Genomic DNA, 12849 nt, shown 5'->3' with positions numbered 1-12849 from the left:
ACGGATTTTCCATATATAAACGGATATACTATTTCTGCTGCAACAGATGTTTCAGATTTTCGTCACCCGCGATGCGTTCCAGCTCGTCGGCGACAATCTGTTTCACCTCCTCCTTGATACGCCTGTAATTCGCCTGCACTGTTTCCTTCATGCAGTCTTTGCCATCCTCGTCCGTGAAGTCAGTAATTACGGGTATCGGCTTGTAGGCTTTCTCCTCGCGCTTGACCTTCTCGGCATCCACGACAATCTCACAGTGGAAAATCTTCTGTTCTATACGTTCGTTGAAGTTGTCGGACACCGAACCGACAAACATTCCCTGCGTCAAGCCGGAAATCTTGCTCGGCGGGATAAGCGCGTCCATCTGCGTGTTGATGGAGGTGGAAACATCCTGCCTGTTGATGGAAATGGACTGCCGTTTCTGCAACACCTTTCCGAACCGTTCCGAGAGCGTCTTGGCGGTTTCGCCCACCACCTGACCGGAGAAAATATTGCCGACGGTGTTCATCACCACTTTCGCCTCCTTGTCCCCGTAGTCACGCACCAACTGGCTGAAATCCTGAAATCCCAGACATACGGCAACCTTGTTGCTTCGTGCGGTGGCGATAAGGTTGTCCAGCCCCTTGAAATATATCGTCGGAAGCTCGTCGATGATAACTGACGACTTCAACATCCCTTTCTTGTTGATGAGCTTCACGATACGGGAATTATACAGACCGAGAGCCGCCCCGTAAATGTTCTGACGGTCCGGATTGTTGCCCACGCAGAGTATTTTCGGCTCTTTGGGATTGTTGATGTCCAGCGTGAACTCACTGTCCGACATCACCCAATAGAGCTGCGGGGAAATCATGCGTGACAGCGGGATTTTCGCCGATGCAATCTGCCCCATCAACTGCTCGGCAGCCCCTCCGAGCCACGCGTCCATGAACGGTGAGAGATAGTTCTCCAATTCCGGGTAAGATGTCAGTATCGGGAAGATATCCTCGTAACGGCGGTTCAGGAACTCGATGGCATGGGGGAACGTGCAATACTTGCCATTTTGGAAAATTTTAAGATACCAGATGATAGCCGCGAAGAGGATGATGGGCGATTCCACAAAGAAGTCGCCCTGCTTCTGCACCCAACTCTTGTTTAAGTTGAGCATGATGGTGTACGCGCTTTCGTAAGCGTCCGTAATATCCTCCATGAAGTCCGGGTGAATGGGATTGCAACGGTGCGAGCGTCGCGGGTCATCGAAGTTTATCACGTAGAACTTCGGCTTCACCTTGTATCCCTCCGGGTGGTTGAGCAGATGATTATAGGCTATCGTGGACAAGTCGCTGAATTTGAAGTCGTAAACATACATCGAGAAGCCCTTCTCAATCTGCTGCTTGATAAAATTGTTTACCACCGCGTATGACTTTCCGCTGCCCGGCGTACCCAATACGATGGAAGCCCTGAAGGGATTCACTACGTTAATCCAGCCGTTGTTCCAACGTTTCCTGTAATAAAAGCGGGTGGGCAGATTGACCGAATACTCGCTTTCGATGAGCCGTGTTTCCTGCATGAAGCTCTCGTTCTCGTTGTTGAACACGTCATCCATGAGGTTGTGTTTCAACAGGCGGCTCATCCACAGACCGCCCATCAGCAGGCATACATAGCCCGTGCCTACGGTCAGCACGTAAAGCCCCGTCACCGCTTCAACCGGTAGCGGCAACGCCAGTATCCACCAGTTGAGGAAGAACAGTACGAACCCTGCGGCAAGAGCCGTCCAGATCCGTCCCCAAGTAATTTTCTCTCCCTTGACGCCCTTCGTTCCCAGACAGGACAGGGCAAGGAGGAGGACGGCAAACAGTTTCGTGTAGAGGATGGAACGGAACAGCCCCGCCGTGCGGTTGAAATTCATCAGGATTCTGTCCACCACGCCGATGTCCACGCTCCAGAGCCGTATGGCTTCATAGCAGAACCAGTACACGTTCATGACCACTAAAATAATACTCACGGCACGCAGAAAATCCATGATTTTCGCCAATGCCCTCAAATCGTCTTCTTGTTGTGACATAGATTGAAAAATTTTGATGTTGATACCTCGATTACATTCCCAAACCCTTGCGCCTTTTCTTTTTCTTCTTGCGCTGCATCGCCCGGATAAAGGCTTCCTCCTCGGCATCCACAGCCGGACCTTCGGGAGTGAGCAGACCGATACCTCCCGCCGTGTTCTCGTGGTCGGATGCTGTCTGTTCGCGCATATCCTCTACTGTTTCCACCGGAACGGAAAGCGGAATCGGTGGCTGTCCGGCATAAGGCAGCGTGAAGTGTTCCTGCAAAGCGTTGGCGGAAAGTTCCTTGCCCATGCGCGAGCCGTTCAGCACGCAGCCCGTGCGATGGTCGATAAACGTGGCTCCGTAGATGCGCCCTTCCTCCGTGTAGCGCAGCACGGTGTCGATACCCTTCTCCCTGAGCCGCGAAACGAACTTCTCCTTGTCATACGTGCCTTCAAGCACGGAAAGGACGGTGCGTTTTGTCATGTCGGCGAGTTTCCGGTCCTTAATCTCCTGCTTGGAACGGGCAAACTTCTTCTGCACGGCTTCATAGCCTGCGGACTTCCCGAAAAGCGAGGACTTGAACGGGTTGCCCGTCTTGTTCCCGGCATCATCGGTGACGGAATAGACCAGCCCGTGATACTCACGCCCGCACACGTTTCCCCGCGCTTCCTCCACCGTCATATTATATAAGGAAAGGAGGGCGCGATATTCGCCCATCGTCTGGAAACGGTACTGTCCACTCAGAGCCTTGACGGTATTCCCGACCTGCCTTTTCACGTCGCCCGCCGAAGCGTCCACCTTTCGCAGAGGGTTCTCTATCCGTTGATTCTTACGTTCCGCCGGGTGCAGCCCGTACTTTTGTTCCAGTTCCCGCCGGATGCGGTCGCTGCGGCGGAAAAGGAAATCCTGATTGAGCCGCCTGCCTTTCTCGTCCACATTGATTGTCACGATGTGCAGGTGGTGGCGGTCTATGTCCTCGTGCTTTACAATAAGATACGGCTGGTCCCCGTAGCCGAGTTTTTCCAGATACTCGCGTGCGATGTCCTGCAATTCCGTATCGGTCAGCACATCGTCGGGATGCGGGTTGAGCGAGATATGGAGTACCGGTTTCTCCACCCTCGTATGCTCCGGCATACAGGCGAGAAAACCCTCCATCGCCTTGCGTATGTCCACCGTCCCCGTGCCGTCATTGTAGATGCGGTTGGTGGTGAGCAGACGCCCTTTCGCCTCGTTGATCTTTTCCCCGTTGTAGGCAAGTGCGCCGTACAGCGACTTTCCTACACTGATTTTTGCGACCATTTCGCCTCCATTTCCCTTGAAAGTTCCACAATCTGACGGCTCAGTTTCACGAGTTCGACGGTCTGTTGCTCCAGCTTGTAGAGCAACGCCATTGCCTTTTTCTCGGAAAAATGCAGCCTGAGTTCCTTCACGACTTGGTTGTAGTTCGTGCCTACCGCGCGGAACTGCGCATGGAAATCGGACAGTCTGGTGTAGTAATCCACCAGCGTCCTGTCCACTTTCAGCACCCTGAACGGCTGCCCGAAGAAGTGCGCCTTGATGAAAACCGACTTGGCGTAAACGCCCGACTTCTCGAACATGGCGAGGAAACGGTTGTGTTCCTCCTCGTTGAAACGGACGGTGTAGCGGAATACCGCCGGATCAAGTTTGGGATTTCTCCCGGTCTTGTTTCTTTTCTCTTTCATATAAACTTTGGATTTAGCGGATGGACGGCATAAGCCGCCGCTTGGGGTCACAGACACCGCAGGTTTGAAAAGCTTCCCGACTTCGGAGAGGAAGCCCGCCCCCTGCAAGGGCAAGTGCTTTTCGTGGCTGCTCAAAACGTTTTGAGCGGCTGAAAAGACATCTTGCTATGTTCAGGCGAACATAAAAATCCGTCGGGGCCGGATTGGGGGAATGCCTTTCAAACTCCGGGCTGCGCCACCTGCGGCGAACCCTGCCGTTCGGGTGCAAAGTTACGCCCTTAAAGCGGTATCGGACAGAGGCTTGACCCGGACAATCAGTGCCAACCGGCGCAACATGCCGCCACTTGTCGGGGAAGTGATACAGGTTCAAAAATATCCTTGTTTATTTGCAGCATGATTCAAGAAACGAACGATTTGAAGATATGAAAAATGAGGCTTTCAAATACCCGGCAAACCGCTTCGGCGGCTATTTGCCTGACCGGATACCCGAACCTTCGGATACCCGGTTTTACAATGACGCGGTGATTCACGGATTCAATGACTTCATGACGCAATGTCGTCATTCATCAGTTATCCGAATCCCTGCCCCACCGTTGAAGCGGATACGTGACGAACCGGACAGTCAGAGATTCGCGGACGCGGATATACATGTCACCGATTCCGTATCGGAGCAGGAAAACAATTCATCAACCATTAAAACCAACAGAACCATGAGTAATGAAACATTCGTTGCATTCGCAACACAGAAAGGGGGTATCGGCAAATCCACCGTCACGGCACTTGCCGCCAACTACCTCCACAACGTGAAAGGACACAATGTCGCAGTCATAGACTGCGACACCCCGCAGCACAGCATACACGGGTTGCGTGAACGTGAAACGGGACTTATCGGCGGGAGCCTCTATTTCAAGGCACTCGCGTGTGACCACTTCCGCAAGATAAGGAAGAACGCCTACCCGGTCATCGCAAGCGACGCCCTTAACGCCCTCGATGATGCCGAAAGGATGCTTGCCGAAGAAGAGGTGAAACCCGACATCGTGTTTTTCGACATGCCGGGAACCCTGAAAAGCAACGGCGTGGTCAAGACCCTCTCGCAGATGGACTACATCTTCGCGCCCATGAGTGCCGACCGTTTTGTCGTGGAAAGCACCCTGCAATTCGCTGTGATGTTCCGTGACAACCTCATGACGACGGGACAGGCGAAAACAAAAGGGCTGTACCTGTTCTGGACGATGGTGGACGGCAGGGAGAAGAACGGGCTTTACGACCTGTATGAGGATGTGATCGCCGAGATGGGGCTGCCGGTGCTGTCCACCCGCCTGCCCGACAGCAAGAAGTTCCGGCGCGACCTCTCGGAAGAGCGCAAGAGCGTGTTCCGCTCGACCATCTTCCCGATGGATGCGTCCCTGCTGAAAGGGAGCGGCATCCGTGAGTTCTCGGAAGAGATAAGCCGTATCATCAGACCTCAATAATCATGGGCAGCAGGAAAGTGAACACCGAAGGCATTGACGAGGAACTGTTGATAGCCTCCATCGGCAGACGCAGGCAGGACGGGACCCTGTACCACGCGCAGGAGCCGCCCGCGCCTGCTCCCGAAGAAAAAAGCGTCCCTGAAACGGAACCGCCGCCCGCGCAATACACGGCAAAGGAAAAACCGCAGAGGGACACTGTCCGCCGCAAACGGCAGGAGGACGACTATTCCGGGCTGTTCCTCCGCCGCAACGAGATAAAGACGCGCCAGTGCGTCTATATCAGCCGCGATGTCCACAGCAAGATTCTCAAAATCGTGAACGACATCGCCGGGCGTGAAATCTCGGTAGGCGGCTACGTGGACACCGTGCTGCGCCAACATCTGGAACAGCACAAGGAGAAAATAAACGAACTGTACAAGAAACAACGTGAAGACTTGATTTGAATATGGAAAAGAACCAGAAAAACAGAAGTCCGCAGCATGACGGCGGCGGTATGCTTGCCCAAGTGCAGGCGAGTGTGGAAATCCTATCCCCCGTGCCGTTAGGCGGCAAATGCGGTGAAAAGGACTATGAACGGCTGTTCATCCGTGAAGCCGAAGTGAAGGCACGCGAGGGAAAGATGGCGTATGTGCGTCCGGAGTACCACGACCGCATCATGCGCATCACCCGTGTGATCGGGCATGACAAATTGTCGCTGTCCGCCTACATCGACCATGTGCTTACGCACCACTTCAACCAGTGCGAGGAGGCGATAAAGAGCCTTTACGCCCAGAATTACGACGCAGTATTTTAACCCTCAAAAAGAGAACGTGCATGAGTGAAACAATAAGCATGACTGATATTCTGCTGACCGTATCGGTCGGCTGCAACCTGTGGTTCCTGTTCCTGCTCCTTTATGACAGGATCATGGAAACCAGACTTGTCCGCTTCCTAAGAAGCATAGCCGGAGTGTGGCGGTCGTTGGGCGGCACGGCGGCAAAGCCCGAAACGGTAAGGGACACACCGCCCGCAGACACCCCGGACATCATCGGCAAGAGCCGTTTCAGGATGGCATCGCCCCGGACAACCGCTGCCATACCGACGCAAGAAGCCGCCACTTCGGAAAAAGGCATTGAGCTGACGGAGGAAGAGACTACTTTTGACGACGGAAACACGGAAACCGTGTCCCGTCCCGCACAAGTCCCGGAGGATAAACTCGACGAAACCTTCACGAGCCTCACGCCTTCGGAACTGGAGTTCGGGGAGGACGAGCCGGAGGAAGAAACGCCCGACGCGCCGAGGGCATCGGGAAGCAGTTTCGACGAGATAGACGATGCGGTCAGAACCGCCAAGAACCCGGAAGCGACAACGACGGAACGGGAGCGGGCGGCAAAGGTCTTCACCGACATGGAAGGGACGGAGCTGTACGAGAAGCTGATGACCGGCTCGTCTGAAATGAGCATCCGCATCAAGGGACTTATCGAAATCCGGCTGAAGAAGAATAAACCGAAAAAGGATTTTGTCGTCCCGGACAGTATTGAGAACTTCGACATCCGCAACTATGTATAACGACTAAAAAAGAATGAGAATGAAAACGTAAGACGGCATCACCCACGCGCACGGCGGTACAAGGTACAGCCAATTCGCAACGGACACACCCAAGTCCGTAGAAACAAACGGGCAACCCACTAAACCAAAGTAAAGTAATCGAGTATCAACCGCCCGACAAAGGACCATCCACCCTTTGGACGGCACAAAACAAGAACAGTTTATGAACAAGAACAACAGACAGAAACTTATCCTCTCTGCGGCACTTCTGGTTGCCGCAACCGCCTCCGCCTTCGCGCAGGGAAACGGCATCGCGGGCATCAACGAAGCCACCTCTATGGTGAGTTCGTACTTCGACCCCGGCACGAAACTCATCTACGCCATCGGCGCGGTAGTCGGGCTTATCGGGGGCGTGAAAGTGTATGGGAAATTCTCGTCCGGCGATCCCGACACATCCAAGACTGCCGCCTCGTGGTTCGGGGCGTGCATCTTCCTGATTGTCGCCGCCACCATCCTGCGCTCATTCTTCCTTTAATAAACAATGTATGGCTGAATACCCGATAAACAAGGGTATCGGCCGTCCGGTAGAGTTCAAGGGTTTGAAGGCTCAGTACCTCTTCATCTTCTGCGGAGGTCTGCTGGCTCTCTTCGTCCTGTTCGTCATCCTCTACATGGTCGGCATCGACCAGTGGGTATGTATCGGCTTCGGCGTGGCATCGTCTTCCATCCTCGTATGGCAGACCTTCGCGCTGAACGCCCGGTACGGCGAACACGGACTGATGAAATTAGGGGCAACAAGGAGCCATCCCCGATACCTTATCAACCGGCGGCGGATCACCCGATTATTCAAACGGAAACGAAAGGAAGAAACGACATGAGGAATACATCCAAAATGACAACACTGGAAAACAAGTTCCCGCTATTGGCGGTGGAGCAAGGTTGCATCATCTCCAAAGACGCCGACATCACGGTGGCTTTCGAGGTGGAACTGCCGGAGCTTTATACCGTGACGGGTGCGGAGTACGAGGCTATACACGGCTGCTGGTGCAAGGCGATCAAGGTGCTGCCGGACTTCTCCGTCGTCCACAAGCAGGACTGGTTCATCAAGGAGAAGTACACGCCGGAACTTCACAAGGACGACATGAGTTTTTTGAGCCGCTCTTTCGAGCGGCACTTCAACGAGCGACCGTACCTGAAGCACACGTGCTACCTCTACCTGACCAAGACGACGAAGGAGCGTAACCGGATGCAGAGCAATTTCAGCACGCTGTGCCGGGGGCATATCATCCCGAAGGAACTGGACAAGGAAACAGCCGCGAAGTTCATGGAGGCTGCGGAACAGTTCGAGCGCATCATCAACGACAGCGGCTTTGTCAGGCTGCGCCGCCTCTCCACCGACGAGATCGTGGGGACAGACGGCAAAGCCGGACTGATAGAGCGTTACTTCTCGCTCATGCCCGAAGGCGACGCCACGTTACAGGACATAGACCTCTCGGCACGGGAGATGCGCATCGGCGACAATCGCCTGTGCCTGCACACCCTGTCCGACGCGGAAGACCTTCCCGGCACGGTGGCTACCGACACACGGTATGAGAAACTCTCCACCGACCGCTCGGACTGCCGCCTCTCCTTCGCCTCCCCGGTGGGGCTGCTGCTCTCCTGCAACCACATTTACAACCAGTACGTGATTATCGACAACAGCGAGGAGAACCTTCAAAAATTCGAGAAGTCCGCAAGGAATATGCAGTCGTTATCCCGATACAGCCGGAGCAACAGCATCAACCGCGAGTGGATAGACCGCTACCTGAACGAGGCGCACTCCTACGGGCTGACCTCGGTGCGGGCGCACTTCAACGTCATGGCGTGGAGCGACGACGCGGAAGAGCTGAAGCACATAAAGAACGACGTGGGCAGCCAGCTGGCAAGCATGGAGTGCGTGCCGCGCCACAACACCATCGACTGCCCGACACTTTATTGGGCGGCTATGCCCGGCAACGCGGCGGACTTTCCGGCGGAAGAGAGTTTCCACACCTTCATCGAACAGGCGGTGTGCCTCTTCACGGAGGAAACCAACTACCGCAGCTCGCTCTCGCCCTTCGGCATCAAGATGGTGGACAGGCTCACGGGAAAACCGCTGCACCTCGACATCAGTGACCTGCCGATGAAGCGGGGCATCACCACGAACCGTAACAAGTTCGTATTAGGTCCTTCGGGCAGTGGCAAGTCGTTCTTCATGAACCACCTCGTGCGGCAATACTACGAGCAGGGCGCGCATGTGGTATTGGTGGACACGGGAAACTCCTATCAAGGGCTATGCGAGATGATACGGCGCAAGACGGGCGGCACGGACGGCGTGTATTTTACCTACACGGAGGAGAAGCCCATCAGCTTCAACCCGTTCTATACCGACGACTACGTGTTCGACGTGGAGAAAAAGGACAGCATAAAGACGCTGCTGCTGACGCTCTGGAAGTCGGAGGACGACAAGGTGACGAAAACCGAAAGCGGGGAATTGGGCAGTGCCGTGAGTGCCTACATCGAGCGCATCAGGGCTGACCGGAGCATCGTCCCCTCGTTCAACACCTTCTACGAGTACATGCGCGACGACTACCGCAGGGAACTGGCGGAACGCGACATCAAGGTGGAGAAGGAGGACTTCAACATCGACAACATGCTCACCACCATGCGGCAGTATTACCGGGGCGGACGCTACGACTTCCTGCTCAACTCGGCGGAGAACATCGACCTGCTGGGCAAACGGTTCATCGTCTTCGAGATCGATTCCATCAAGGACAACCGCGAACTGTTCCCGGTAGTGACCATCATCATCATGGAAGCCTTCATCAACAAGATGCGGCGTCTGAAAGGTGTGAGAAAGCAGCTTATCGTGGAAGAGGCTTGGAAGGCTCTCTCGTCGGCGAACATGGCTGATTACCTGCGCTATATGTACAAGACGGTGCGCAAATACTTCGGTGAGGCAATCGTGGTGACGCAGGAGGTGGACGACATCATTTCCTCGCCCGTCGTCAAGGAGAGCATCATCAACAACTCGGACTGTAAAATCCTGCTTGACCAGCGCAAGTACATGAACAAGTTCGACCAGATTCAGGCGTTGCTCGGACTGACGGAGAAGGAGAAGTCGCAGATACTCTCCATCAACATGGCGAACAACCCCTCACGGCTCTACAAGGAGGTGTGGATAGGCTTGGGCGGCACGCAGTCGGCGGTCTATGCCACCGAGGTGAGCGCGGAAGAGTATCTGGCGTACACCACCGAGGAAACGGAAAAGGTGGAGGTGTACCGTCTGGCGGAGCAATTGGGCGGCGACATCGAAGCCGCCATCCGACAGCTTGCCGAAAGACGGAGAAACAAGCAGTAAGTAATCAATAATCGGTAAAACAGATTTATCAACGAAAAAAGAAAAGCGTATGAGCATATCAAGAATGAAGATGCTGCAAGTCAGCAAGTGTCTGATCGGATTGGCGGTCATGGTGCTGCAATCCTGCGACGTGGCGGAGAACCGCCGCGACCTGCTGTGCGGGAATTGGGAAAGCGTGGAGGGCAAGCCCGACGTGCTTATCTACAAGGAGGGCGAAGCCTACAAGGTGACGGTATTCAAACGGAGCGGCATCCGCCGCAGGCTGAAACCGGAAACCTACCTCTTGCAGGAGGAGAACGGCAACCTGTTCATGAACACCGGCTTCCGCATCGACGTGGCGTATAACGAAGCCACCGACGTGCTGACCTTCTCACCGAACGGGGACTACGTGCGTGTGAAGCCGCAGCCGGAAACTCCGGCAGGAAAATAAGAACCGCTAAAATCCAAAGAAACATGAGAACAAGAATAACATTCGTCATCTGCCTGTGCCTGCTTCTCGCGGGCAGGGCTTCCGCCCAATGGGTCGTGAGCGATCCGGGCAATCTGGCGCAGGGCATCATCAATGCCTCGAAGAACATCATCCACACCTCGAAGACCGCCACGAACATGGTGAATAACTTTCAGGAAACGGTGAAAATCTACGAGCAGGGCAAGAAGTATTACGACGCCCTCAAATCCGTGAACAATCTGGTCAAGGACGCCCGCAAGGTGCAGCAGACCATACTGATGGTAGGCGACATCACGGACATCTACGTGACCAGCTTCCAGAAGATGCTGCGCGACGACAACTTCACGGTGGAGGAACTCGGAGCCATCGCCTTCGGGTACACGAAGCTGCTGGAGGAATCCAATGACGTGCTTACGGAGTTGAAGAACGTGGTGAACATCACCACGCTCTCCATGACGGACAAGGAGCGCATGGACGTGGTGGAACGCTGCCACTCCAAGATGAAGCGTTACCGCAACCTCGTGAGCTACTACACCAACAAGAATATCAGCGTGAGCTACCTGCGTGCGAAGAAGAAAAACGACCTTGACCGCATCATGGGGCTGTACGGGAGCATGAACGAAAGATACTGGTAGCCTATGGAGTTCGACAACCTTCACCAGATTCTCCGCTCGCTCTACGAGCAGATGATGCCGCTGTGCGCCGACATGGCGGGCGTGGCGAAAGGCATCGCCGGGCTGGGCGCGCTCTTCTATGTCGCCTACCGGGTATGGCAGTCGTTGGCGAGAGCCGAACCGATAGACGTCTTCCCGATGCTCCGTCCCTTTGCCGTCGGTCTGTGCATCATGTTCTTCCCTACGGTGGTGCTTGGCACGATAAACAGCGTCCTCTCGCCCGTCGTGCAGGGTACGGCGAAACTGCTCGAAACGCAGACTTTGGACATGAACAAGTACCGGGAGCAGAAGGACAGGCTGGAATACGAGGCGATGGTGCGCAACCCCGAAACCGCCTACCTCGTGTCCAACGAGGAGTTTGACAAGCAACTGGAGGAATTGGGCTGGTCGCCCTCCGACATGGTGACGATGGCGGGGATGTATATCGACCGGGGGATGTACAAGATGAAGAAGGGCATCCGCGACTTCTTCCGCGAGATACTGGAACTGATGTTCCAAGCCGCCGCCCTCGTGATAGACACCATCCGCACCTTCTTCCTCGTGGTGCTGGCGATACTCGGTCCGATAGCCTTCGCCATATCGGTGTGGGACGGCTTCCAAAGCACGCTCACGCAGTGGATATGCCGCTACATTCAGGTCTATCTGTGGCTGCCCGTGTCGGACATATTCAGCACCATACTCGCCAAGATTCAGGTGTTGATGCTCCAGAGCGACATCGAGCGCATGCAGACCGACCCCAACTTCTCGCTGGATTCCAGCGACGGGGTGTATATCGTGTTCATGATAATCGGCATCATCGGCTACTTCACCATTCCGACGGTGGCGGGCTGGATCATCCAAGCCGGGGGCATGGGCGGCTACGGGCGCAACGTGAACCAGATGGCGGGACGCGCCGGAGGCATGGCGGGAAGCGTGGCGGGTGCTACCGCAGGCAACATGGTCGGACGTGCCGGGAAACTGCTGAAATAATCAATGTGGAATTATAAACGGAAAAAGTAAAATGGAATTCAAGTCACTCAAAAACATCGAATCATCGTTCAGGCAGATACGCCTGTTCGGTATCGTCTTCCTCTCGCTGTGCGCAGTGATAACGGTATGGAGCGTGTGGAGTTCCTACCGCTTCGCGGAGCGGCAGCGGGAAAAGATCTATGTGCTGGACAACGGCAAGTCGCTGATGCTGGCACTCTCGCAGGACCTCTCGCAGAACCGTCCGGCGGAAGCGAGGGAGCATGTGCGCCGCTTCCACGAGCTGTTCTTCACGCTCTCGCCCGAAAAGAGCGCGATAGAACACAACGTGAAGCGTGCGTTGCTGCTGGCAGACAAGAGCGTGTACAACTACTATTCGGACTTCGCCGAGAAGGGGTACTACAACCGCATCATCGCCGGTAACATCAACCAAGTGCTGAAGGTGGACAGCGTGGTGTGCGACTTCAACGGCTATCCCTACCGCACCGTGACCTACGCCACGCAGAAAATCATCCGGCAGAGCAACGTCACAGAGCGCAGCCTCGTGACCACGTGCCGCCTCTTGAACTCGTCCCGTTCGGACGACAACCCCAACGGGTTCACCATCGAGGGATTCACCATCATCGAGAACAAAGATTTACAAACCATCAAAAGGTAAA

General features: G+C 54.9%; 14 protein-coding genes. 11 read left to right on the top strand and 3 right to left on the bottom strand.

What is annotated here, in order from left to right; translation table 11 throughout:
- Window positions 1–28 precede the first annotated feature (28 nt).
- From mobC to mobA, 3 genes are read right to left on the bottom strand one after another with little or no spacing between them, the layout of a single operon-like run.
- Entirely contained in the window at window positions 29–2038 is a 2010-nt protein-coding gene (gene mobC / locus EHV08_RS07170; protein WP_007366519.1) for a conjugal transfer protein MobC, read from the bottom strand.
- Between the two features lie 31 nt (window positions 2039–2069).
- Window positions 2070–3320 carry a conjugal transfer protein MobB gene (mobB, locus tag EHV08_RS07165; protein WP_007366518.1) on the bottom strand — a complete coding sequence of 417 codons (1251 nt, stop codon included), beginning with the start codon at window positions 3318–3320 and terminating at the stop codon, window positions 2070–2072.
- Entirely contained in the window at window positions 3299–3724 is a 426-nt protein-coding gene (gene mobA, locus EHV08_RS07160; protein ID WP_005944180.1) for a conjugal transfer protein MobA, read from the bottom strand. Before mobA ends, mobB begins: the two co-directional genes overlap by 22 nt.
- A 422-nt stretch (window positions 3725–4146) precedes the next feature.
- Between mobA and EHV08_RS07150 the strand changes: the two genes are divergently transcribed.
- The 11 genes from EHV08_RS07150 (at window position 4147) to traK (ending at window position 12848) form a co-directional block, all read left to right on the top strand.
- Complete coding sequence (locus EHV08_RS07150) at window positions 4147–5196, top strand: ParA family protein (protein WP_007366517.1); 1050 nt, start codon at window positions 4147–4149, stop codon at window positions 5194–5196.
- A gap of 2 nt (window positions 5197–5198) precedes the next feature.
- Entirely contained in the window at window positions 5199–5639 is a 441-nt protein-coding gene (locus tag EHV08_RS07145) for a DUF3408 domain-containing protein (protein WP_007366516.1), read from the top strand.
- Between the two features lie 2 nt (window positions 5640–5641).
- Window positions 5642–5989 carry a DUF3408 domain-containing protein gene (locus tag EHV08_RS07140; RefSeq protein ID WP_028899187.1) on the top strand — a complete coding sequence of 116 codons (348 nt, stop codon included), beginning with the start codon at window positions 5642–5644 and terminating at the stop codon, window positions 5987–5989.
- Window positions 5990–6009: 20 nt separating this feature from the next.
- A complete protein-coding gene (locus EHV08_RS07135; protein WP_007366514.1) occupies window positions 6010–6744 on the top strand; it encodes a hypothetical protein in 735 nt (244 codons plus the stop codon).
- Between the two features lie 202 nt (window positions 6745–6946).
- The gene (locus tag EHV08_RS07130) at window positions 6947–7258 is read left to right on the top strand and encodes a DUF4134 domain-containing protein (RefSeq protein ID WP_009016663.1); all 312 of its coding nucleotides are present in this window, start codon (window positions 6947–6949) and stop codon (window positions 7256–7258) included.
- Between the two features lie 10 nt (window positions 7259–7268).
- Window positions 7269–7601: a DUF4133 domain-containing protein gene (locus EHV08_RS07125; RefSeq protein ID WP_007366512.1), complete on the top strand. Its 333-nt coding sequence runs from the start codon at window positions 7269–7271 to the stop codon at window positions 7599–7601.
- A complete protein-coding gene (locus tag EHV08_RS07120) occupies window positions 7598–10102 on the top strand; it encodes a TraG family conjugative transposon ATPase (RefSeq protein WP_005850488.1) in 2505 nt (834 codons plus the stop codon). Before EHV08_RS07125 ends, EHV08_RS07120 begins: the two co-directional genes overlap by 4 nt.
- 49 nt (window positions 10103–10151) lie before the next feature.
- A complete protein-coding gene (locus EHV08_RS07115) occupies window positions 10152–10532 on the top strand; it encodes a DUF3876 domain-containing protein (protein ID WP_007366509.1) in 381 nt (126 codons plus the stop codon).
- Between the two features lie 23 nt (window positions 10533–10555).
- On the top strand, window positions 10556–11185 hold the full coding sequence (locus EHV08_RS07110; RefSeq protein ID WP_007366508.1) for a DUF4141 domain-containing protein: 630 nt from the start codon (window positions 10556–10558) through the stop codon (window positions 11183–11185).
- A gap of 3 nt (window positions 11186–11188) precedes the next feature.
- Window positions 11189–12193 (top strand): conjugative transposon protein TraJ, encoded by a 1005-nt coding sequence (traJ, locus tag EHV08_RS07105; protein ID WP_007366507.1) that lies wholly within the window; start codon window positions 11189–11191, stop codon window positions 12191–12193.
- A gap of 31 nt (window positions 12194–12224) precedes the next feature.
- Window positions 12225–12848 carry a conjugative transposon protein TraK gene (traK, locus tag EHV08_RS07100; protein ID WP_007366506.1) on the top strand — a complete coding sequence of 208 codons (624 nt, stop codon included), beginning with the start codon at window positions 12225–12227 and terminating at the stop codon, window positions 12846–12848.
- Window position 12849 lies beyond the last annotated feature (1 nt).

It is taken from the genome of Prevotella koreensis, from assembly GCF_003977605.1.
Classification (GTDB): Bacteria; Bacteroidota; Bacteroidia; order Bacteroidales; family Bacteroidaceae; genus Prevotella; species Prevotella koreensis.
This window is presented reverse-complemented; position numbering and strand designations above follow the sequence as displayed.